This is a genomic window from Alteribacter populi (genome assembly GCF_002352765.1).
Lineage (GTDB): Bacteria > Bacillota > Bacilli > Bacillales > Salisediminibacteriaceae > Alteribacter > Alteribacter populi.
In genome coordinates, this window is record NZ_KZ293963.1 from 1,445,269 (window position 1) to 1,468,265 (window position 22,997).

Genomic DNA, 22,997 nt, shown 5'->3' on the forward strand with positions numbered 1-22,997 from the left:
TTTTATTTTGATAAACTAACACAGAAACGAAGCAAAGTAAGACGACGCTGATCTCGGAGGAAATGGCTTTGATACGTTCCCTATTTACTACGGTTACTCTATTATTTCTACTTAGTAGTTGTGGTCTTTTTAAAGAAGAAGAAAACTCCTCTTCATCTCAAGACAACATACAAACGAAAACAGAATACAATAAAAATCCTTTTTCGATTACTTACGATCCAACTTTAGCAAATAAGACTGATTCAAATACATACTCAATCGTATTGCGCGTACAGCACGTCCGTCCTGATGATTTATCTGTCGATGATTTATCCTTTCAATGGCCTTCTTTTATTGAAGACGAAAATCATCTTCCCTACGAGGTTCAAAGCGTTAACTACTTTGAAGATGAATATTTGCAAGAATCTTTAGAATCTCATGAATTTGTCATCGAAATGAACCTAAGCACAGGTGAGGTTGGTCAAAGCAACTATTTCTTTATCCCGTTTATCGTGGATCCCGTATTGTTTTTGGATGGCTATCCTTTTCATTTTGATCACGATGAGACTGCTACAACTACGATTGGAGATCTTACTCTAGAAGACGTGAAGATATCCGGGCAAGACGTGTCTTTTGATCTTTATGATCCTTTAGATCAATATGATCGCCCAATGCGGTATCAGATTACGCTAGTTGATAATGAAGAGTTGTATCCGGTGACGACCACTCGAACCGAATCGAGTAATGGCCGATCTCAGCTGTTATTAACATTCTCTTCTGAGTCATCTCTTCCTCTTGAATTTCGCATTCGCCGGGAGACCGTCCCAGTTCCAAGCTGGCAGTCTACATTTATTTTACCAATTTACTAGTGACTATGTTAAACAATCACATAAAGAAAAGCCGCATTTGGTCATACCCCTGTCAAGTAGACAGCTAAAAAAGCTAGGCAGCTAGCGCGCATCGATGCTCTATCGGTGCGCGTTTATTTAGTTTCTTTTGGAATCGTTTGTAGTTGTAGTAATAAATATAATCTTCAATTGCTTGTCTTAATTCAACTTCTGATTTACACTCAGTCATATACAACTTTTCAGTCTTCAGATGCGAGAAGAAGGATTCAATACAGGCATTGTCTAGGCAGTTTCCTTTGCGAGAGTGGCTGCCTTTTACCTGATTTGCTTCTAATCGCGAGTTGTATCGCTTAGACGTATACTGAAAGCCTTGATCCGAATGGAGAACGGCTTCGAATATATCTTTTTTCATTGTCCATTTTTCTACTGTATCTAATACAAGCTGTAAATCATTTCGTTTAGATAATTGCCAGCTAACCACCTCGTTGTTAAAAAGACCCTGGATAACTGAAAGATAATAAAAGCGTGAACCATCAGTCACATACGTAATATCAGTAACTAATTTCTGATTAGGTCCGCATGCCTTAAACTGTCTTTTTAACCGGTTTGGATACTGAACAGAAGGCGCTTGACCATGATATCTGCGCTTTTTTCGAATTTTAGATTGAATGCCTAATTCTTTCATTAAGCGATAAACCTTTTTATGATTGATCCTATACCCTTCGTCTTGTAAAGCCATGGTGATTCGAGGATAGCCGAACTCTGGATGCTTAAAATGGATAGCCATGATATGATTTTTGATATCATGGTCCTCTGATTCACGCTCTTCCCGCTCTGCCTTCGTTTTCTTCCACTTATAATAGGCAGCTGGCTTAATAGAGGCAATTTTCAACAGCCTTGAAGCTCAATAGACAGATTTCAAATTCTCTATTATTTCGTACTTTACTTGTCTTGAGACTCGCTTTCCTCCTCCACCAGATTTGGATACCGCTTTTTTAAGTAATCTACCTGCGCTTTCAAATAGTCTCTTTCTTCTTCCACAGACTTGAACTTTGTTCTTGGACGGCCTTTGAGTGGATTTGAGGCCCCTTCCCGAGTATCGAAAGGTTCACCAGCTTTCCATTTTTTCACCCACACCTTCAGTTGAGAACAATTACGAATGCCTAATTCCTCTGCGGTCTGTTTGTAGCTTTTAGATCCGTTTACATATTTCATTACAGCCTTTAACTTAAATTCTTCTGTATACTGGCGAAACGTTTGCCCTTTTATTGCCATGAAAAATCCCCTCCAAGTCACATTCTAACCTCATCATATCTGAGGTTTTTTTCGAATGTCTACTTTAAGGGGATAATATCAATTGCGGTCTTTTATTAAAGCGGTTTCCTAAAAGATGGTTGCTTTTTGATAAAATAAGCTCTTCGCTCGAATCCGTTACAGGCGGACGCTTTCCGCGGGAAGCGCTGCCACCGCATGTATTGTTGCTTTCCCCTGGACGAGCGGCGTGAAGCTAGTTGTCCGCTTATACGTTCTGAACTTTCTAGCTAAAAACCCTACCATCCCATTCGTATCAGGACGCTCAATAAAAACTAATATTTTCTAAGTGAGCCTCAAAATTTAACACATGAACGGCTCAAGCCAAGAAAAGCGCAAGGCGCCCGTGTACCCGAAGATATGCAAATGTTCTGTCCGATAAAAAGTGCTTTCTACTTTTAATCGGGCAGATTATTTGACACGAAACGGTGGCGCCTGGAGCTAGACACAGAAACGTAGATTTTTATGCTTTCTTAACTCTTAAAAAAGTACGCCGCCATCATCATCGTCTATTGGCATGTGACCTAATTGAGGCATCCCTGATTGTGGGCCATTCATCATTTCTGGATGGTATTGAGGGTGGCCAGCTTGATCCATTGGCATCTGACCGTTCATGTGGTGATTACCTACACCCATACCCGGATGTTGCATTCCCATTACCCCCGGCATTGGCTGGTTTGCCCCTCCCATTCCGGGATGTTGCATTCCCATTACTCCTGGCATTGGCTGGTTTGCTCCTCCCATTCCGGGATGCTGCATTCCCATTACTCCCGGCATTGGCTGGTTTGCTCCTCCCATTCCGGGATGCTGCATTCCCATTACTCCCGGCATTGGCTGGTTTGCTCCTCCCATTCCGGGATGCTGCATTCCCATTACTCCCGGCATTGGCTGGTTTGCTCCTCCCATTCCGGGGTGCTGCATTCCCATAGGACCCATCATTTGAGGGTGCCCCCCACCATAGGCTGAATGTTCGCCCATGTGAGACCCGTGTCCTTGCCCTATCCCTTGTTGAGGGTACCCATGGTTTTTTCCGCATTGACAACTCATATCAACACTCTCCTTTATGTTTTTCCAATATATTCAACTCAAGCCAAGTACATTTCATTTTATGAACAGATGATAAAATCGTGATTGATACCCTATGTCATTCGCCGACACGAATGACTTGTCATGATAAAAGTAAGATAAGCACAAGGCGCCTGGAACTAGACATCGAAACCTGGACTTTTAAGCTTTCTTTACTCTCGAGCAAAATTGATGGAACATCTTCTCCCTTCCTCCCCCATAAAATAGATAAACGTTATCTAAGGAGGGATACGATGGCCTATTTTTCTCCGATATCATCCGTTGCCAAAGATGGTGAGCCTCTCATGATTCGTTCTGCTGGTATCAAGGACGCAAAAGAAATGCTTCAATTAACGAAAAACGTGATAAAAGAAAATGACGGGCTCACACTCACGGAATCCGAGTTTTCCATGACGACCCATGACCAAGCGGAAAAAAATTATTTTGTTCTCCACTCCCCTTTTCACCTACTCGTCATTTGCTTAAGAGCCAATAAGATCGTCGGGATTGCCTCCTTCGACCCTGAACAGCCGATTGCTAGAATGAAGCACCATGGAATGCTCGGGCTGATCGTCGCAAAACCTTACCGTTCGCTAGGAATTGGAAAACAACTTATGCATGCTGTTATAAATTGGGCCCGTAATCATCGCGATCTCGAAAAGCTGAGCCTCGAAGTTTTCACGAGTAACACGCCTGCTGTTTCACTATATGAATCACTCGGTTTTACCATTGTCGGCCACTTTCACTATCATATTAAACGGTCACCATATCAATACGAAGACGTTTACCGAATGGAGTATCATGTCAAATAACACTTTCACCGTCTACTCAGCATAGGGAATGGAAAATATGATATGATAAGGCGAAATGATTAGGATTGTGTGGAGGTTTTACTCAAATGAAAATTGTCGCGACAACACTTAATGCAAAATACATTCATACTTGTTTAGCACTGCGCTTGTTAAAAGGATATGCACAGCCTGAATACGATGTGGAAATTTCAGAATATACAATTAAAGATCCAGAAATGACGATCGTCTCTGATCTGTATAGTAAAAAACCTGATGTGATTGGGTTTAGCTGCTACATATGGAATATTGAACAAACCATTCAAGTCGTGAGAATGCTGAAAAAAGTACTTCCTAATACAAAAATCATCCTCGGGGGACCAGAAGTATCCTATGATACAAAAGTGTGGCTTGAACGCGTTTCTGAAGTCGACTTTATTGTGATTGGAGAAGGCGAGGAAACGTTTAAACATTTATTTCAAGAAATAAAAGGAGATCAAGGATATCACTATGTATTTGGTCTCGGGTATCGAAAAGGCGACGAAATTGTGATAAATCCTGGTCGCGGTAAGATCGACATTAACGAGATTCCTACCCCATACCGTTTCGAAGAAGACCGTGACAGCTTATCCACACGCGTCGTTTATTTTGAGACCAGCCGTGGGTGCCCGTTTAGCTGCCAGTTTTGTCTCTCCTCTATTGAAGTGGGAGTACGCTATTTCGATATAGAACGTGTGAAAGCCGATCTTCTTTACCTCATTAACAGCGGGGCAAAAATGATCAAATTTATAGATCGAACGTTTAACATTAAACGAGATTATGCCCTTGAAATCTTTGACTTTCTCATAAAAAACCACGGTGGTTGTGAGTTTCAATTTGAAATTACCGCTGATATCATGCGTCCGGAAGTGCTGGAATTTTTAAATGAGCATGCTCCTCCGGGAATTTTCCGTTTTGAGATCGGTGTTCAGTCAACAAACGACGCTACAAATGACCTTGTCCAACGACGACAAAACTATAAAAAGTTAGCACGAACAGTAACAATGGTGAAAAACGGCCAAAAAATTGACCAGCACCTCGATTTAATTGCCGGTCTACCTGAAGAGGACTATCATTCTTTTAAACGAACCTTTAACGATGTTTTTGCCCTTCGTCCTGAAGAGCTTCAGCTAGGCTTTTTAAAAATGCTAAGAGGAACCGGTATGAGAGCGATGGCTGAGCGCTTTGACTACCGTTACATGGATCACGCACCCTATGAAATTTTATCAAACAACATTCTTTCGTTTGATGACATTGTAAAAATTAAGCGTGTAGAAGATATTTTAGAAAAGTATTGGAACGACCACCGGATGGATCATACAATGGAATACTTAGTGAAGCATTCGTTTCCAACTCCTTTTGACTTTTTCCAGGAGTATGGTAACGAGTGGGACAAGCAAGGCTGGTCCAGGATCGGCCACCAGTTAGAAGACCTGTTTAGAAGGCTTGACTATTTCCTTGCAAAATCCGGTGTAAAAAACCTCGATGTGATTCGCGGACTGATGAAGTTGGACTACTTGCTTCACCAAAAGCATAAACCGCGGACGCATTGGTGGGAACTTGATATGGACAGAGACGAAAAAAACAGGGTGCGAGAAAGTTTAACAGATTATCCTGAAATGGTAAACTCTGAATTTGCAGCTTTAAAGTTATCTACTAAGGAAGTGCAAAAACACCTTGTCGTAGAGCGAATCCCCTTTGATCTACATCAATATACAGATAGTAGCACAATAGAACGGACAGAACATTATCTCGTTGTTTACTACAACCCTAAAACGCTAGAAAAGCAAACCTTTTCTTTTCCTGTGTTCCCTACAAGTGAGCGTTCAAAAGGGAGGATAAAAAGCGCCAAGTAGTATTGGACATCCAAAAAATGAACATCGTTTAATCGAAAGGCGGGATTTCGTGAATAAGTGGGCATTTTCATTTATTATTGGGGGAGCTGCCCTTTGGGGGACAATCGGAATCTTCGTTCAAGGGCTCTACGAGCTAGGGTTCACCCCGATTGAGGTCGTCACAATTCGTGTTGCCGTAGCCTTCGCAGCACTGCTTTTCATCGTAGCATTTAAAAATAGACAAATGTTTAAAATCAAACCAAAGCACGTTCCTTTATTTTTAGGGACAGGCATCTTTAGTATTGTATTTTTTAATTGGGCTTATTTTACGACGATTCAAGAGATTAACCTGTCCATCGCAGCTGTTCTGTTGTATACAGGACCTGCTTTTGTCACGGTTATGAGCCGGATTTTCTTTAAGGAAGTAATCACTTTACAAAAATCGGTCGCCTTACTCATCACTCTTCTTGGCTGTACACTTGTCATCGGCGTCTTTCCTTTAAACGCTGAACAACTGTCGGTTTATGGTGTGTTTATTGGAATATGTTCTGGCTTTGGTTACGCTTTATACAGTATTTTTGGAAAAGCAGCATCGTCTCGAAATTATTCATCGTTAACGATTACATTCTATACGTTTTTGTTCGCTTCTGTCGCTCTTGTTCCAACGAGTGGAATCCTGACTCGTCTTGAGCCTCTTTTTACAATGGAAGGAATACTGTTAGCTCTTGGACTAGGAACGGTCCCCACTGTGCTTGCTTACCTGCTTTATACAGCCGGTCTTCAACAAGTGGAATCCAGTAAAGCTTCCATTGCGGCAACGATAGAGCCGGTTGTAGCAGCGATGATTGGCGTGTTTATTTTCCAAGACCAGCTTACTCCTTGGCAATTTGTCGGAATGTTCTTCGTCCTCCTTGCTGTCTTGTTTATTCAAAAAAGTAAACAGACAAACGAGAGCAAACAGGTTCGTTCCTTGGAACGCCCCTCCTAAAAGCGTAGAACTAGGTCTCAAGTTTAACTTCATTCTCTTAGGGAAAACATCCATAAATAACATCATAAGGGATAAGAGACTGAAGGAGGAATCAACACTATGGCTGGCAAACATGTAAACGTTGATAAGCGTCATGAGGATGTAGAAAAAAAACAAGACAATAGTCGCGTTGCATCCAATTTTATTAAATATGCGGCCTACCTTATTATCTTTTTCGGCATCTTGTGGTTCCTGATCAATTATATTTTGCCAATGTTTTAAAGGGTAACTTAAACAATTCTTTGAGCACAGAAAGCTTTTACACTTTGCGTAAAAGGACACTCAAAAAGCAAATAACAACATTCTTTTAGAAATGAACCTAAAAGTAAAAGCAAAAGCCTAGTTTCCTCAAATCGGAAACCAGGCTTTTTCACATTCCATTCTTTTATCTTCACTGTTTTTCCCAAGAACGTGCAAGTTCCTTTGTTTCTGCTAACATCTTTTTTCTCTCTTCATCCGAACATAAGATAACATTCCCAAAATAGCGGTGATTATGGACCTCGAGACCACAGAATTGGAATATCCCTTTATCAAAAATTCGATTAATCGCTTCATGCATGCCTTGTTCACGGTAAACGTCTGAAGGAGATCCCGTTGTACATATGGTCGCGACTTTCTTTCCCGTCAACTTAGGAACCGGACTTTCCTCTTTTAAACGGTAAGCAAATCCATAGGAAAAGACGCGATCTACGTACCCTTTACCGATAGCAGGAAGCCCTCCCCACCACAATGGAAAAATAAATGTAATAGCATCAGCCCACGTGATATGTTGATGCTCTTCTACTACATCAGGTGTATACACCTCCTGAAGTGAATCTTCATATTCCTGCTTCGTTAAAAATGGGGAAAATACATATTCAGATAAAGCACGCACAAGTACATCATGACCTGAATTTGTTAACGCCTTCGTATACTCCTCTAATATTGCACCGTTAAAGCTTTCTTTTGAAGGGTGCATGTAAATAATCAAGTGCCTCATCTTTATCAGCCTCTCTTGTTATTTATTTTGTTCGACTTCTTTTATAGAGCCTACACTTAATAAATAAAGCGGGCGCCCACCATAACCCCCATAATCCAATGAGAGCATACCGTAAAGCATCGACAAGTAAGGCATCTCCTAATCCCATTTTAACTCCTTGTTGAATGACAAACAGCCCTGCGAGCCCAATCACAAGAGCACCTGCTTTTTTAACGACACTTTTAACAATCATCATTTTTATATATTTTTTTTCAACCATATACCCTATCCCTGCACCTAGCAAAAAACCCCCATATTTCATTCCTTCAGGTGCTGGAAAAACGAGCATCATCACTATAGGTAAAGCGATTGCCCCAAACCATTTCGCTTTTTCAGGCCATTGCACGATCCACTTCTCTAATTTTACAGCAAGAAAAATGATGAATGCAGCGATGAAAATACCTGCCAGGACATCTGTCGGCCAATGAAGACCTACGTAGAGACGACTGAGTGAAATCGATGCTACAAGAAAAACAGCAAATACCCAAAAAAGACGATTTCGTAATTGATAAGCAATCATCCCCCACAACGTAGCCGATCCTTGAGCATGGCCGCTCGGGAAACTATCATATGGATAATGAGAAACGACCTCAGCAGAAGATACATATAGAGACTGAACCCCTTCGATCCCAACCGGTCTTTGAATACTGAATAAAGCTTTGAGCCATGAATTAATATAAATCGAAACAATAAACACGTACACTAAACGTATCCCAAAGGACTTCGAAATACACCAGTATACAAGTGGAATAATTAGAAAATAAAAAAGTTCATTTCCTAAAAATGTTAAGACATACGCAACTCCATTTCCAAAAGGGTGCTGCCAATCTGTTATTTGCTGTAGAATCGACGTTTCTACTTCTCTCAATTTATTCTCCCCCTCCAACGATAAGAGATTCGACAAAAGTCTATGGATTCCTTTAATGCAAACAAGCAAATAGAATTCGACATTGACATACATCAAGTATGAGAAAATGACAAAATGTTCAAAAGGCATTTTCATCTTCATCGACCTTTGATAAGATAAAAATATAGTTTGACTGAATTTTCAATTTATTTTGGCTGACAGCATTTATTAAAGGAGGATATGTATGACGCTAACGCAAGAAGAAATTGAGGCAAACTTAAAGGACTCCCCGGGTTGGACATTGGATGAGGAAACCTTCATTAGCAAAGAGTTTCAACTCCCGTCATTTGCAAAAGCAGTGTCATTCGTAAACGAAGTCGCCAAGTTAGCTGAAGACCGGAATCACCATCCCCAAATTATCATTGATCATCAGAAAGTGACTCTCCGATTATGTACGATGGATGTAGGTGGAATAACGCAGATAGACTTTGAATCTGCCTATGCTTTTGATCAAACGATCCCTAAATATATAAATTAAAATAGTAATAGTATGTTAAGAAAAGCGCATAGCTGTCGAGGTGCGTGAAGATAGCTGCCCGCTTCCTTAACTTTTGAAAAAAGGTGTCGACAAAACAAACAATGTCGACACCCTCCTTTTATTCTGACAACGTTCGCTCTACCCAATAGCGTGATCCATCTTTATTGCGGTGCATAAATCCATACTCGATTAAATACCTGCGAAGTGTTGCAAAATCTTCGTAAAACCTCTTAATAAGCTCGTTTACTTCTTTTTCTTTATATTGCTGTTCAACCTCAAATTGACTAATTATATATTTTAAAATCACGATTTTTCTTTTTTCTTTCCCAGGAAATTGCAAAAGCTTTCCTGTTTGTTTATCAATGTAATTTTTTAATACCTTTTCTTCTTCTTGTTCTGTAATCACCCAGCGGTCATCCACCATTTTCGCCCCCTTATGAATCGAATGATCATTCTTTTTCCCACTAGACTCTTCGTATGCATTCATAAGCGCCAAAAATACTTTAGCTTGTTTTGCTTTTTCTCTAAATTTAAAACGGTACTGCCGTACAGTTGAAATACTGCCAAACTCCAGCTCACTCGCAATTTTTTCATCACTTTTTCCAGCTAAGAGAAGGCTCAATACATCTTTTTGAATGTCGGATAACCCTGTCTGTTTCTTGGGTAACCCAAGTAATCTGGACGTCATGGACTCGTGTTCCGATTGAACGTGGACTTCAACGGCTTTTTTGGCTTCCATCAACGTATTTTCTTTTTGAAAAATGAACCCTTCTTGAAAGACCTCTCCACATACTAGGCACGTGAATCCGTGATCCTCCTTCACAAACCCCTTCTCGATCTCCTGAACAGTCGAATTCCAAAATGCTCCTTCCATTCTCGCCACCTCCTTTTATAAACATATTATCATTATGTTTATAAATAAGTAAACTAAATCAATATAAAACTTGTGTAAAACTGTCAATTTTCTAATTTGTTTACTGTGTGATAAAATGGAAGTCAATTCACTTACGGAGGAATTTTCATGCGTTGGTTATACTTGTTTTTCGGTACAGTACTAGCAGTCATTGCGTTGTATTATATTTTTACTCACAAACAACGAAAGGCCAGTCAAGATTATGTGATTTACACGTTAGAAAATGATCATAAAAAAATACATACGGGCATGAAAATGTACAAAGTAGCCCTTAGCTTTTCTTATGTCGTCTTACTGTTAACTGTCATGCTGTACTTGGAAGTGTTTCGTAGTTTAGAAACCGCTACAATGGTATTTTCATTATTACTGCCACTCGGGGTCACGGTACTCATTTTTTTAGATAAGATTTTTGAAATTAGAGGAGATGGGATTGTTTTTGCTGGTTATCAAGCCAGGTGGGGGAAAATCAGGAAGATTGGCTGGGGAAAACAGCGCCGGCAACGAACACAACTCGTAATGGAACTTGATAAAGGTACGAAAATTAAAACGTCGATTTCAAATAAAGAGAAACCTCAGCTTGAAGAGCTGTTGGAAAACTATGTAACCTTCAATAAAGAAGACAAAAGCAAATAACAAAAAAGCAGCTCCCTAGTAAAATTCTGTGGGGGCTGCTTTCTTGTTTACATTAGTCACAACACACTCTTTTTCCTGATTCCAACAGATCATTTAAAAGGGGTTGTGTATCTGGAAGTGTCTTAATAATCGATTCAAGTTGATCAAACCAAGGATGGTTCTCATTTAAACGATAATATATCCACTGCCCGCTTCGTCGTTCAATCACAATGTCTGCGTTTTTTAATTTCCGCAAATGTTGACTGATTGAAGGCTGGCTCATCTGAAAAATCTCTACGAGTTCACAGACACAACACTCATCTTTATATAGGATCGCTAACATTTTTAACCGCGTTTTATCCCCAACAATTTTTAAATGCTGGGATGCTTCTTCAAAGGTTCGTTCTTTCGTAGTCAAAACGTTCACCCCCACCACTATTTTACCATACATGCTATCACAAACGATGAAGAACAACCGCATAGCGTTTTTTGATAAGATAAGCACACGAATCCGACCTTGGCTTCGTGCGACATAGAAAACTTGACTTATCGCCCAAAAAGGCGAAAGTCTTAGCTAACCTCGTACTTTCATCAAAGAATGGTTTTATACAGAAAGTGCAAGCATTTTCGACTGGCAGATTGAAGCCGTTTTTGTCTTTTTCTTACAAGCTAAAATGACCTCGTAGCTAGAGCTTGGCATCAAAACATAGAACAAGGTTTATGTAAGCGAGTCACGAAGAGTCGTGATCATCATTTTCAGTGCTTTTTCCTGAGTCTCCAAAGCCATGCTCGGTAAATGGGAGGATGCCGTAACCATTTCCGGAGTAGCGGGAACATGTATGAATCCGGCCTTTATCTCAGACGACTCGTTTTTTAAATAAACGAGCATTTCATACAGCGTGTTGTTACATATGTAGGCCCCAGCCGTATTGGAAATTTGTGCGGGAATACCTGCTTCTTTTAACGCGTTTACTAAAAATCGGTTGGGTAAAGTAGAAAATATCCCATCAGGACCGGTTTCGTAAAGTTTTTCATCTTTTGGCTTCTGACCCGCATTATCACCAAGCTTTCCCTCTCCCACTGTGTCTTGGAGATTGACTCCTATTCTCTCAGGTGTAATACTCGACCTTCCTACAGCGACCCCGAGTGATAAGACAACGTCAGGATTCACCCTTTCTATTTCGTCAATTAACCGCCTCGCACACGCGTGATAAACCACTGGTAAAACAACAGTATGAATATTCACGCCTTCAACTTCCCACTCTTGTGCTTTTTCAGCTAACACTTGTGTAGGATTTACCGATAATTCACCAAATGGTTCAAAACCACTTATAAGTAGATTCATCGCTCTTCCCCCCTCTTTCCCTTATTGTACCACGCATTCCGACTCTATTTTCTCACATTCCCCTTTTCTTCCTTCTTCGTGTAAAGCTCAGCCTTTATTATCCAATTATTCTTTAAAGATACATGAAGCTCCTCCCCCCTCAAGAATAGAAAAAGTTCACTTTGACGAGTCGCTCAACCAAGCCAGCTCTATTAATCTTAGATATACCGCGGAATATGAAGGAGGCGCCTCCTAAATGGAGTCCTTCAATGAAACTGAAAAAAGAAGTCCCACTGAATTTTGACCAAGTTTATCACGACTTTGAACCTCTCATTCGTTCTTTACTAAACAAGTGGCAGTTGGGCTTTGACCAGGATGAATACTTACAAATCGGTCGTATTGCGTTATATGAAGCATGGTGCCGTTATGATCCTCAGAAAGGACCTTTCCCAGGCTATGCTAAAGCGTATGTAAAAGGATATTTGCTAATAGCTATTCAGGATCACGTAAAAAGAAATGAACACTTCCAGCTCACTGAACCTCTTACGTTAACCGACACAGCCCCTGTTTCAGCAGATGAGAGTCTGGAAGAAATCTATTCACTCATACGTACTGCCCGACTCAGCCGTCGTGAGAAAACCTGGGTGATTGAAACGATCATTCACCAACTTAAACCTAGAGAAATTGCAGAGAAGTACAATGTGAAAATATCCACCGTACACACGTGGAAAAAAGAAGCGACCAAAAAACTAAAGAAATCCCTCTCTAAAGAGTGGGGATAAAGGATGTTCAAAAAGTCCGCTAATACTAGCTGTTGGAGAATATGGTCACCTGCTAAATGCCGCCACGTCCTGTGGCGAACACAGGAGTCACCCCATCCTGGGGAAGCTCGTTGGCTCGCATCTCCGCCTCGATCTACACGGCTTTTATGACGCAAATTATTGCCTTCAACTCGTCATTTGAGTTGAAAAACGCTCAAAAACAACAAACAGAGTATTTATTTGAGTATTATATCGCCACGAGTAGGCACTTTTTCATCTATTCAAGCCATATATCAGCGGAAATTGCTCGGCTATCGGCGCAAGTCAGTACTATATCAGCGGAAATTGCTTGGATATCAGCGGAAATCAGCAATATATCAGCGGAAATTGCTTGGATATCGGCGATTCGACAAATAACGCGCACCAACATCAAACTATCTTTAATACAAAGACTCATTTATTAAATTGGTTACTCGTTGAAATTTTTAAAAGTTTTTCCCCCCATTTTTACACGCAAATACATACCTAATTGATGAAAGGAGGTGATCAAATGGAAACGACGATTAACTCTCGTTTAGCAATGACCTTTGTTGTTGGCTACAATGACGACGGAGACGAAATTGAGCGCACGAAACAGTTTCAAAATATCGACCCTGCTGCTGGAAACAGTGAATTAGCAGCCACCGCAGCTGCTCTTGCCCCGCTGCAAATGCATTCGTTAGTAAAAGTTGAGCGAAACAATACGTATGATTTGCAAGGAGAATAAGAATTAAAAATTAATGAAAGGAAGTGAAATGCATGAGTAAACGTCTTGAATTATTATTTTCAAATGATGAAGGTAGAAGTGTCACGATTGCTTTAGATGATCCAGTTGAACCAGCTGACAATCAGGCAATTAGTGAAGCCATGGATGAAGTACTAACCCAAAACGTATTCACATCATCTGGTGGAAAGCTTGTAAGTAAACGCAGCGCACGCATTGTTGAGCGAAACGTTGAAGAAATTGACATCGGAATCTAATGATTAGTAAAGGAGGGATGCTGTCCCTCCTTTTTTAGAATTTAAGGAAGTATAAGATTCACGTATCGATGAGCGCCTTGCGCTTTTCTTGCACGATTAGCTTTCACAAAACAATAAAAGGAGGTTCTCGAATGGAAACGTGGCTCGGTATCGTTGTGGATTATGGTTTTCCTATGGCCGTTACCTTTTATTTATTGCACCGAATGGAGAAGAAACTGGACCAAATTAATAGATCCGTCCTTCTCCTTCATCATAGTAGGCAGTGGACGGATGTGAATAGACACCCTTACCCACAACAGACAAGTCCCTCTCCGCTCCATCCAGAAAAATCAGCAGCAGAAAATTAGTTACTAGCCAGTCATGACCTACGTGACTGGCTTTCCTAATGCTTTGAATAGTCTGTGAGTGAGGGAGAGGTGTTTTTCCCGACCTCAAGCAGCTATTCGGTCCAAAGTAACGTCCCTCATCCCCTCCAGAAAAATTCTTCTCATAATCTCTCTTTTTATCTCATAAAGTCTTTTAAGAGGATGTTCAAACACGCATTTTAAGTAAAAGAATTGGACAAGCTGGCTAATAGAAATGAAGTAGCAAAGGAGAATGAATATGGCTAAAGTCATTTACTTTGAAGAACGGAACCTAAAAGTGCAAAATGAAAATCGTAATGATCAACCAAAAACGATTGAACAAGCCGAACAATTGCGGGACGCGGACCACTTGGTAGAAATCGTTGACAAAACATCAAAAGTTCTGTTTACTTTTCTCATCTGTCTTGGTGGTCCCTATCTTCTATGGGTGATCATTGAAGCGATCATTCGATTGCCGTAAGCGGATACGATTATTTTTTGGGGCCGAGGTCATTACCGCTAAGTGATCCAACTTCTCTTGCATTTGATCAAGGTCCATATCAAGAAAGGTTTCTTGTTTGATTCCTTCAGCTATATAGCGGCAAAACCGCCAAATATCCTCTTGAATCGCTCCTTTCCCATGGGTTGATATTTCATGGAGAGCGTCTAATAAGGCATTTAACACTGCCACATCATCTCGACCGTAAAAGCGGATTTGAAAAAAGCTTTGGTATAAGTAGTCATGAAACGTATAGACCTTTTTGAGCACTCGCAAATTTCCGTCGCGATCATGAAGGTAATTTTCCATAAACGTTTTACGACTTAAAGCTGCCAGCGTATGTCCCAGATAGTTAATGCACTCGATCGCTGTGAAAGGATCATTTATTCCTGGGGAAAGAGACCTTGTCGAAATCTCTACCATTTTGATGATGCCATACCGAACATCTTGAATACTTTCACGCGCATTACCGATAATCATATATTTATTGTATTTCGCTTTTTTTATTTTTCCCTCATTTCCATACACCCTCATGATTGGCATTCCTTTTCCTAAATAATCCCCATGTGAATAAAGCAGCTCCACTAACGTGTCATCTTTCTTACTTTGCTCAACTAACTCTTGAAAATGAATCCATTGAACATACCCGGGTTGCGCTGCAGCAATCTGCTGAAAATGTTTCTCTAGCGTTTCTTCTCCTTCCCAGTCTTCCCAGGGGTCATCTTCTTTTTCGTCTTCAATATCATCCCAATAGCGGTTCATTACATTCAAAGTATCGTTGTATATGTTTTGAATAAGGTTTCTTACTTGGATCCACTTGGCGACATGGTGAACAAAGAAGACGAAAAAACCAACAGAAACTATCGCAATGAGCACAGCAAAAACAGGGGATATTAAGACATCCATTCCATTGGCGCTCGAATGCTTTGTAAGGAGAAGCAATACAATCGAATAAACGAATCCACTTATAAAAACACCTAATATTCGTTGCGTATGATGGTCTGTAATGAAATTTTGCAATGAACGAGGCGAAAACTGAGAGACATAAGTTGTCATCACGACTAAAATTGAAGAAAATGAAATGGATGTCATCGTTAAAATAGAAGTCGCAATGGTACTTAATAGCGTATAAGCCAAGTCAAAATCAGCCAAAAACAAAGTCGGAATTTTTTCAAGAAAAACAGGATTCCGCCAAATTTGCTGGTCCATTTCATGACTTAAAAAAGCAAGAGTAATGGCTAAAAGACCATAAACCGTCGGTATAAACCAATAACTCGACCGAACAAACAACCACACCCTTGTCATAACACGCCTCCTAAATACTCGTAGTACATCTAGTATTTGGAGAATGCCCAAAAATATAAGAGGTACCTCAACAGGTCGATTTTTGACCTGTTGAGGTACCTCGATGTAATGAGTGAAGCCGTTGAAACTTTATTGATTCGCCTTCTATTTATACTGGCGTGACATAAAGCAATATTGATAAAAAATGTGTAATAGAAGCAGCGAGAACGAACAAATGCCAAACAGCATGATGGAATCGAAACTTCCGCCAAATGTAAAAAACCGTTCCAACGGTATACAAAAGACCCCCGGTTACTAAGAGAATAATTCCACCCATCTCCACCTTGGTGGCAATTGGATTGAGGACAAAAACAACCATCCAACCCATAGCGATATAAAACATAGTGGATAAAAAAATAAATTTCTTTACAAAGAATACTTTAAATACAATCCCTACCGCAGCCATAGTCCATACGACAGACAATAACACCCAGCCTAACACTCCATCTACAACGATCACCATTAAAGGAGTGTAAGTCCCAGCAATAAACAAATAAATAGCTGAGTGGTCAAGGATTTCAAATACATTCTTTACTTTTCCTTGTTTGAAGCTATGCAGCAATGTTGAGCAAACATACATCAACAATAAGGTGATCCCATAAATGGTAAAGCTGATAACATGGGAAGCTGTACCGTACATACTCGCAAATACGATTAATAATGTCAGCGCCGCAACACCAAAGACAACTCCTATTCCGTGCGTAACCGCATTTGCTATCTCTTCTTTTTTTGTAAATGTATGTGTTTCAGTCATTTCGTTCATCCCTCCATCTTTTTTTACGTCATAGATCTGTATTGTATGGAGGTTACCTTCCATTCACCTTCAACTTGCTGGAAAGTAAGTTCTATCATTCCATCAAAGACATCTTGGTCTTGTTCGTCCCCATCATCAAGAGAATAAATCGAATAAAGAGCAACATATCGCTCGTTTTCTTTGTCATATTCTGAATCTGCTATTTGTAAAAAGTCCAGTTCATTTATATTTAAATAATGGAAAGTGGACTCTAAATCATCCTCACTAATCAACAGCACTTCACGACTTTCATTTGCTTCAATATTTTCTGCTGACATTTCTGTTAACTGATCGTGGTCACGATTATGCATGGATAAAAAGTACTGTCTCGCTTTTTCATCCATTTGATTTCTTAATACCAGTTCAAATTCTTTCTCTTCTTCTACTTCATGTGCTCTTTGCTTAAATGTAAGTATATCACTTTTTAGTTGATCATTCTCAACCTTTAACTCATCAGCTTCCTCTTTAAGCGTTTCATTTTTTTCAGAATACTTTTCTATTTGATTCACTAATCGTTCATTAGTGGCAATCAATGTTTCTATGTCTTCGCTTTCTTCCATTTCTTCATAGTCCTCCGAAGAGAAATCATCATCTGAACAACCGACCAAAACTACGGTCGTGAAGAGAAGGATCAACATTTTTTTCATGGTTGAGTCACCTGCGTTCATCATAGTTTTTCATATGTCCATTATACAGAAATTTTGGGTAAGGAAAAGATTCCATTTTGGCATTGGAAAGAAATAATCAATTTTGGGTAGAATAAAGTTGTTTTTTTATAACACCAGCGTTCGCTAACAGAGCCAAAAAGAAAAAGACCAACTCCTCTCAGGTAAGGAAGTTGGTATCAAATCGCAAGTGGTTTCCCCTTAAAAAATCATTTACCAGAACAGTGCGGCTCCTAAAACGAAACCTCCAATGGCAGCGAGAGCTACCGGATATACGTAAGGTCGATACCCATAGTATCCTCCATACCCGTAACCAAACCCTCCCCACCCAGGCCGTCTATTACATTCAAGGTATACACAATTGGGCGTAACGCGAACAATTCTTCCTACGTGCTCGTAACCGCCATTTTCAATTATTCGTACGGTACGACCTTGATGGCGATTGCATAGGTTATAGTAGTGTTGTGTTCGTGACAACGTATCCACCTCCTTTACACCATTCACAAATAGTGTATTGCAACGTGAGATAAATCGATTGTACAAACATCACGACATCTGATTATTTAGCTGAATAATTAATGAAAGAAGGTTCAACCCCTAATATGGAAGAAACATATACGTACACTGACATGCTTGCCTATTTTGGTATCACAGTCGCACATCCTGGCGGCCGGAATATCACTGAAAAAGCAATCGAACATTTACCAATTACAAATGGAAGTAAGATTGCTGAAATTGGCTGTGGTGTAGGTGACACGGCATCTTGGCTAACTAAAAGCAGAGGTGCAAATGTCTTTGGTATAGATCAACATCTAATGATGATTCAAAAAGCACGTAAACGACACGGTGAGGCATCCAAAGAGAAAAAACTCCACTTTCTTCACTCTTCAGCAGAAAGTATCCCATTTCCTGACAACAGTCTTGATGGTGTTATTGCAGAAAGCGTGTTAAGTTTTACGAATGTGCACCACGTTTTAAAAGAAGTGAAACGAATTATTCGACCTGGAGGGTTTTTCGCCTCACTTGACCTTGTCAGAAAACCTAGTTTTCCTATTAATGATAAAGATCCTTATCTTGAGTTCTATGGCCTTAAACAAATGTTTACCCTCTCCGAATGGACCGATCTTTTTGAAAGCTACGGGTTTCGTGTCACAGACAAGATTCTTGAAGATATTGAAACCAAGGAGCAAGATATCCCTGAACTCGTTCTTAGTCAGGATATCCCGATTCCATGCTATGAGATCATGGAAAAGCACATCCAACATTTAGAAATGCAACAAAAACACACAAGTTACGCTTACTTTATTTGTAAAGTTGATGCTAGTTCTGACTAGGAACAGAGAACCCCTGTTAAAAGGGCCGAACGATTTACGTTCGGCCCTTTCTTTTATTCGTTATCTTTTTTTCGTTTGTTACGTTCGACGATTCGCTCTAAAAGGTTTAAAAGATCGTCTTTTGACATGTCATTTCCTTTGTGTCGACTTTTTCGAGAAGGAAGCTCAGGTGGATCGTTTTCATCATAGATAAACGGCTTTTCTTCTTCGTAATCAAGATCTGTACTTTCAACCTCTGGTAAGGAGATGTCATAAGACTGATTTAAATAACGATGTGACTGTTCTTCTGATGATGGTTTATTTTCTTCTCGATAGAATTCAGAGAAGTCCAATGCTTCTTGTTCCTCATCGACACCTGAAATCATTTGCTGACGCGTATTTCCCTGGTCTGGTGTATACTTTTCATCGAGCAAATAGGCAGGAATGATTTGTCCGTCTGGCGTGACATATTTCTTATTCAAATTTCTTGTTTCTTTATCAAAGAAGCTGTAAATCACAGGGATGAAGAACAACGTTAAGAATGTTCCACTGATAAGACCACTGATCACTGTGATCGCTAACGGCTGTTGGAGTTCGGTACCTTCGCCAATTCCAAGAGCTAATGGCACTAAACCTAAAATCGTCGTCGTAGCCGTCATTAAAATCGGTCGCGCTCGATCTTTAACCCCTTCAATAATCGCATCATAGCTTCTCATACCCGCTTCTTTTCGTTTATTAATATAGTCAACAAGGACAATCGCATTGTTAACGACAATCCCTGCCAGTACAATGAGCCCAATAAACCCAGTCACACTCACTGGTGTTCGTGTCACTGTTAACCCTATTGCTACACCAATGACAACAAGCGGGACACTAAACATAATCACAAATGGATAACGCAGAGATTCAAATTGAGCTGACAAGACTAAATAAACAAACACAATCGCCAAGATAAGCGCGAGCACGAGATCTCCAATCGCATCTTCTAAAAGCTCCTGGTCTCCTGTAAATGAAACAGTCGTTTCTTCATCTAAACCTAAATCATCAATCGTATTTTGGACAAGCTGACCGATTTCACCAAGATTGTAATCCGTGCCATATTGCAGCGTAAATTGAACGGCATCCTCTTGGTTAATTCGATTAATTTGGGCAGGCCCGTCGCCTTCTTCAATGGTTGTTATATCACCAAGAGCGACAAACTCTCCTTGATTATTTCGAATGAGCAGGTCTTCTAAACTGTCAATGTCTTCAACGAACTCTTCTTGGTACTGGACCTTCACTTCGTATACATCATTGTCATCGGTAATGATTTGGGAAGCAACTGTCCCTCTCATAATCGTATTGACCGAGTTCGCTACTTCGGCAGGCATAAAGCCTTCTTCACGAGCTGCTTCATCGTCAATTTGGATTTGAACTTCACGGACCGTATCTGTGCGATCGTTATTCACTTCCTGAAATTCACTCATGTCCGCTAGCTCATCGTAAATTTCTTCAACGGCTTGATCTAAGCGGTTCGTATTCGTATCACTCACATTGAACGTAAAGGTATTCGGATTACCACCGAATGAAGCTTCCAGTTGAATCGATACTTCCTCTGCATCTTCCGCAGCTCTCTCGATGTCGCGACGCAATGACTCAGCAAATTCGGCAGTTGAATCATTTCGCTCACTGACAGGGACCATCGAAACGTAAATAAACCCTTCATCTCCGCTTCCACTTCCCATTACGCTATCTTCTTGACCACCGGAACCAGCTACGCTCGTATAATCCTGGATTTCCGCTTCCCCGTCAAGAACTTCTTCTACATTTTCCAAAACAGCTAATGTGTCTTCTAAAGGGGTGCCATTTTCCATTTCAATTTCAACTTGGAAAAAGCCTTCATCCGTAGCTGGTAAAAACTCTGTACCTACTGTTGAGACCCCAAAAGCACCACCAACAAGTAATAAGAAAGTTAAAACCAATACACCAAATCGATGACGAAGCGACCATCGTGCTGATCGATCAAAAGCTTTGATAAAACCAGACTTCTGGCGTTTTTCCTCCACGTTCTCACGTGGTGCTTTTAAGAAACGAGCTGCAAGCATCGGTACGACGGTCAACGCGACTGCTAAGGAAGCAAACAAGCTAAACGAAACCGTTAAGGCAAACTCACGGAACAAGTTACCGACAATTCCGGTAATAAAGATGACCGGTAAAAAGACGGAAACCGTTGTTAATGTCGAGGCTGTAATCGCCCCTGCGACTTCCTTTGCACCATCTTTTGCTGCTTGCACAGGGTCTTTTTTCATCGATAAATGCCTGTAAATGTTTTCGATCACGACGATCGAATTGTCCACCAGCATCCCGATACCGAGAGCCAGCCCACCTAAAGTCATAATGTTCAATGAGAAATTCGTAAAGTAAAGAAGTACGAAAGTCACAATAACTGAAAATGGAATGGCAATACCAATTAACAATGGTGTTTTAAAACTTCTTAAAAACATAAACAAAACGAGCATCGCGAATACTCCACCCGCAATAAGAGCCATGGAAACGTTGGAGATCGCTTCTTCGATAAAGTCTCCTTGGTCAAAGAGCATCGCAGTATCGATATCAGAGTATCTTTCCCCTTCCAACAACTCCTCTAGACGCTCATTAAATTGCCGAGAAACTTGCGCGGTATTTGCATCGGCTTGTTGCTGCACACTCAAGAGAATCGAAGTATCTTGATTTGTTCTTGTAATCACATCCGCAGATTCTGGTGTAAGTTCCACAGTACCTACGTCAGCAACTGTGACATCATCACCAGTTTCCGGGTCTACAGATACAACGATATTTTCAATATCTTCGACTGTTGTTAGTTCAAATAACACGCGCGTTGTAAGTTCGAGGTCGTCACTTCTCACATTCCCACCCGGCTGGGTGACATTATGAGCTTGGATTGCGGAAACGACTTCATTTTGCGCTAACCCATAAGACTCTAAGTCATCTTGATTAAGCTGGATTTGAATTTCATCGACCAAATCCCCTTCAGTATCAATAGACCCGACACCTTCGACTTTTAAAAGTTCTTGTTCAAGGTCTGAAACAAGCTCAGTAAGCTCTTCATTGTCTACTGCCGAAGATAAAGAAAGCTGAATAATCGGGAACTGAGATGGATCAAATTTTAAAAAACGCGGGTCTCCCGTATCATTTGGGAGAGGTGTCTGATTCATCCTCGCTAAGATGTCATTTTCTATATCATCAATGGAAGTGGCCCAGGAAAATTCTAATAACGTTAAAGAAGAGCCTTCCATGGATATCGAACTAATATTATTAAGTCCAGGAAGCGTTGACAAGCTCTCTTCCATCGGCCGTGACACTTGATCAACGACCTCTTGTGGCGCTGCATCATCGTAACTAACGACAACCGCTCCAATCGGAGGGTCAATATCAGGGATCAGTTTTAACGGGATATTCGTAAGGGAAATAACCCCAAGTAGTAAAAATAACGTCATGGCTACAAGTGTAAATATCGGTCTGCGAATCGAAAAGTTCGTCAGTTTCATACGTTTTTCCCTTCTTTCTCTTCAATCATGATGTCACGCAACTGTTTATAAACATCACGAAAATGGATAAGGTCTTCTCTTGGAATCTTCATCAAGTACCTACTAATGATCGTTTGTCTCGTATGTTCCATATGTTCAAGAAGCAAGTCTCCTTCATCATCCAATTCAAAAGGAACCGTTCTACGGTTTTTTTCATCTAAAGAACGTTTTACTAATCCTAACTGCTCCAGCTTGGATAACAGTTGACTTACTGCACTAGGGGAAATGTTTAAATGAAAAGCTAAATCCTTTACGTACTTCACATCATGCCTGCCGATTAAATAAATAATCATTTGTTGATTTGACGAGAGTTTGTTGTCATATTCTGAGCCAAATTCATGCTGGATCATCATCATGACATCAACAACAAGCTGCTCAATTTCTAAAATGGTTTGCTCGCTTTCCATCTTTATCTCCCTTTCGTAATCAGTCACAGTATGTAAAATCAAACATTAAGAAAGTTAACCATTAACTTTCTTAACTATAATTGTTGATGGATTTCCATGTCAATGAATACTTCATGAATAAATTGTGACACATATAACACT

At 40.3% G+C, this 22,997-nt stretch carries 25 protein-coding genes and 1 pseudogene; 13 read left to right on the plus strand and 13 right to left on the minus strand.

The genetic code is table 11. From position 1 onward, the window contains the following. Positions 1–68: 68 nt before the first annotated feature. Complete coding sequence (locus CDZ94_RS07005; protein WP_096435790.1) at positions 69–848, plus strand: hypothetical protein; 780 nt, start codon at positions 69–71, stop codon at positions 846–848. A gap of 73 nt (positions 849–921) precedes the next feature. On the opposite strand, the pseudogene CDZ94_RS07010 reads toward CDZ94_RS07005, so the two are convergent. Both CDZ94_RS07010 and CDZ94_RS07015 read right to left on the minus strand, forming a co-directional pair. Beyond that, positions 922–2,102 (minus strand): annotated as a pseudogene (locus CDZ94_RS07010) (IS3 family transposase). A 516-nt stretch (positions 2,103–2,618) separates the two neighbouring features. Then, positions 2,619–3,185 (minus strand): hypothetical protein, encoded by a 567-nt coding sequence (locus CDZ94_RS07015; protein ID WP_096435791.1) that lies wholly within the window; start codon positions 3,183–3,185, stop codon positions 2,619–2,621. Between the two features lie 272 nt (positions 3,186–3,457). On the opposite strand from CDZ94_RS07015, the gene CDZ94_RS07020 reads away from it, so the two are divergent. From CDZ94_RS07020 to CDZ94_RS21520, 4 genes are all read left to right on the plus strand, one after another. Next, on the plus strand, positions 3,458–4,015 hold the full coding sequence (locus tag CDZ94_RS07020; RefSeq protein ID WP_157811938.1) for a GNAT family N-acetyltransferase: 558 nt from the start codon (positions 3,458–3,460) through the stop codon (positions 4,013–4,015). A gap of 86 nt (positions 4,016–4,101) precedes the next feature. Next, the gene (locus CDZ94_RS07025; protein WP_096435793.1) at positions 4,102–5,886 is read left to right on the plus strand and encodes a B12-binding domain-containing radical SAM protein; all 1,785 of its coding nucleotides are present in this window, start codon (positions 4,102–4,104) and stop codon (positions 5,884–5,886) included. 49 nt (positions 5,887–5,935) lie between these two features. Next, positions 5,936–6,853, plus strand: coding sequence for a DMT family transporter (locus CDZ94_RS07030; RefSeq protein WP_096435794.1), 918 nt, complete (start codon positions 5,936–5,938; stop codon positions 6,851–6,853). Between the two features lie 99 nt (positions 6,854–6,952). After that, positions 6,953–7,114, plus strand: a complete 162-nt coding sequence (locus tag CDZ94_RS21520) for a hypothetical protein (protein ID WP_198520819.1) — start codon at positions 6,953–6,955, stop codon at positions 7,112–7,114. A 169-nt stretch (positions 7,115–7,283) separates the two neighbouring features. On the opposite strand, the gene CDZ94_RS07035 is transcribed toward CDZ94_RS21520, so the two are convergent. Next, positions 7,284–7,871 carry an NAD(P)H-dependent oxidoreductase gene (locus tag CDZ94_RS07035; RefSeq protein WP_096435795.1) on the minus strand — a complete coding sequence of 196 codons (588 nt, stop codon included), beginning with the start codon at positions 7,869–7,871 and terminating at the stop codon, positions 7,284–7,286. A 22-nt stretch (positions 7,872–7,893) separates the two neighbouring features. Further along, on the minus strand, positions 7,894–8,778 hold the full coding sequence (locus CDZ94_RS07040) for a phosphatase PAP2 family protein (RefSeq protein WP_245415708.1): 885 nt from the start codon (positions 8,776–8,778) through the stop codon (positions 7,894–7,896). Between the two features lie 223 nt (positions 8,779–9,001). Between CDZ94_RS07040 and CDZ94_RS07045 the strand changes: the two genes are divergently transcribed. Continuing rightward, on the plus strand, positions 9,002–9,295 hold the full coding sequence (locus CDZ94_RS07045; RefSeq protein WP_096435796.1) for a 4a-hydroxytetrahydrobiopterin dehydratase: 294 nt from the start codon (positions 9,002–9,004) through the stop codon (positions 9,293–9,295). 118 nt (positions 9,296–9,413) lie between these two features. Here the strand turns inward: CDZ94_RS07045 and CDZ94_RS07050 are convergent, their stop codons facing one another. Then, positions 9,414–10,169, minus strand: coding sequence for a DUF2087 domain-containing protein (locus CDZ94_RS07050; protein ID WP_096435797.1), 756 nt, complete (start codon positions 10,167–10,169; stop codon positions 9,414–9,416). Positions 10,170–10,316: 147 nt separating this feature from the next. Here CDZ94_RS07050 and CDZ94_RS07055 point away from each other — a divergent pair, with 147 nt between their 5' ends. After that, a complete protein-coding gene (locus CDZ94_RS07055) occupies positions 10,317–10,841 on the plus strand; it encodes a hypothetical protein (RefSeq protein ID WP_096435798.1) in 525 nt (174 codons plus the stop codon). Between the two features lie 52 nt (positions 10,842–10,893). Here CDZ94_RS07055 and CDZ94_RS07060 read toward each other — a convergent pair whose 3' ends face one another. Both CDZ94_RS07060 and CDZ94_RS07065 read right to left on the minus strand, forming a co-directional pair. Then, positions 10,894–11,247 (minus strand): ArsR/SmtB family transcription factor, encoded by a 354-nt coding sequence (locus tag CDZ94_RS07060; RefSeq protein WP_425352556.1) that lies wholly within the window; start codon positions 11,245–11,247, stop codon positions 10,894–10,896. A 291-nt stretch (positions 11,248–11,538) separates the two neighbouring features. Further along, entirely contained in the window at positions 11,539–12,165 is a 627-nt protein-coding gene (locus tag CDZ94_RS07065) for a pyroglutamyl-peptidase I (protein WP_096435799.1), read from the minus strand. A 248-nt stretch (positions 12,166–12,413) separates the two neighbouring features. On the opposite strand from CDZ94_RS07065, the gene CDZ94_RS07070 reads away from it, so the two are divergent. The 5 genes from CDZ94_RS07070 (at position 12,414) to CDZ94_RS07095 (ending at position 14,750) form a co-directional block, all read left to right on the plus strand. Then, entirely contained in the window at positions 12,414–12,926 is a 513-nt protein-coding gene (locus tag CDZ94_RS07070) for a sigma-70 family RNA polymerase sigma factor (RefSeq protein ID WP_157811937.1), read from the plus strand. A 529-nt stretch (positions 12,927–13,455) separates the two neighbouring features. Beyond that, positions 13,456–13,671 (plus strand): DUF1659 domain-containing protein, encoded by a 216-nt coding sequence (locus tag CDZ94_RS07080; RefSeq protein WP_157811936.1) that lies wholly within the window; start codon positions 13,456–13,458, stop codon positions 13,669–13,671. Positions 13,672–13,703: 32 nt separating this feature from the next. Further along, positions 13,704–13,925, plus strand: a complete 222-nt coding sequence (locus tag CDZ94_RS07085; protein ID WP_096435803.1) for a DUF2922 domain-containing protein — start codon at positions 13,704–13,706, stop codon at positions 13,923–13,925. 131 nt (positions 13,926–14,056) lie between these two features. Continuing rightward, the gene (locus CDZ94_RS21910; RefSeq protein WP_096435804.1) at positions 14,057–14,272 is read left to right on the plus strand and encodes a YvrJ family protein; all 216 of its coding nucleotides are present in this window, start codon (positions 14,057–14,059) and stop codon (positions 14,270–14,272) included. Between the two features lie 256 nt (positions 14,273–14,528). Next, the gene (locus tag CDZ94_RS07095) at positions 14,529–14,750 is read left to right on the plus strand and encodes a hypothetical protein (RefSeq protein WP_096435805.1); all 222 of its coding nucleotides are present in this window, start codon (positions 14,529–14,531) and stop codon (positions 14,748–14,750) included. Here CDZ94_RS07095 and CDZ94_RS07100 read toward each other — a convergent pair. The 4 genes from CDZ94_RS07100 to CDZ94_RS07115 all read right to left on the minus strand — a co-directional run bounded on the left by CDZ94_RS07100 (position 14,712) and on the right by CDZ94_RS07115 (position 18,047). Then, on the minus strand, positions 14,712–16,073 hold the full coding sequence (locus tag CDZ94_RS07100; RefSeq protein ID WP_096435806.1) for a DUF2254 domain-containing protein: 1,362 nt from the start codon (positions 16,071–16,073) through the stop codon (positions 14,712–14,714). The two genes, CDZ94_RS07095 and CDZ94_RS07100, sit on opposite strands and share 39 nt — an antisense overlap. A 148-nt stretch (positions 16,074–16,221) precedes the next feature. After that, positions 16,222–16,866: a PAQR family membrane homeostasis protein TrhA gene (gene trhA, locus CDZ94_RS07105; protein ID WP_096435807.1), complete on the minus strand. Its 645-nt coding sequence runs from the start codon at positions 16,864–16,866 to the stop codon at positions 16,222–16,224. A 23-nt stretch (positions 16,867–16,889) separates the two neighbouring features. After that, the gene (locus tag CDZ94_RS07110; protein ID WP_096435808.1) at positions 16,890–17,552 is read right to left on the minus strand and encodes a hypothetical protein; all 663 of its coding nucleotides are present in this window, start codon (positions 17,550–17,552) and stop codon (positions 16,890–16,892) included. A 231-nt stretch (positions 17,553–17,783) separates the two neighbouring features. Next, positions 17,784–18,047, minus strand: coding sequence for a hypothetical protein (locus tag CDZ94_RS07115; protein ID WP_096435809.1), 264 nt, complete (start codon positions 18,045–18,047; stop codon positions 17,784–17,786). A 101-nt stretch (positions 18,048–18,148) separates the two neighbouring features. Between CDZ94_RS07115 and CDZ94_RS07120 the strand changes: the two genes are divergently transcribed. Continuing rightward, positions 18,149–18,904, plus strand: a complete 756-nt coding sequence (locus CDZ94_RS07120; RefSeq protein WP_096435810.1) for a class I SAM-dependent methyltransferase — start codon at positions 18,149–18,151, stop codon at positions 18,902–18,904. A 53-nt stretch (positions 18,905–18,957) separates the two neighbouring features. Here the strand turns inward: CDZ94_RS07120 and CDZ94_RS07125 are convergent, their stop codons facing one another. Together CDZ94_RS07125 and CDZ94_RS07130 are read right to left on the minus strand one after the other, a co-directional pair. Beyond that, on the minus strand, positions 18,958–22,410 hold the full coding sequence (locus tag CDZ94_RS07125; protein WP_096435811.1) for an efflux RND transporter permease subunit: 3,453 nt from the start codon (positions 22,408–22,410) through the stop codon (positions 18,958–18,960). Further along, on the minus strand, positions 22,407–22,856 hold the full coding sequence (locus CDZ94_RS07130) for a MarR family winged helix-turn-helix transcriptional regulator (RefSeq protein WP_096435812.1): 450 nt from the start codon (positions 22,854–22,856) through the stop codon (positions 22,407–22,409). The genes CDZ94_RS07125 and CDZ94_RS07130 overlap by 4 nt, the downstream gene beginning before the upstream one ends. Positions 22,857–22,997: the final 141 nt, after the last annotated feature.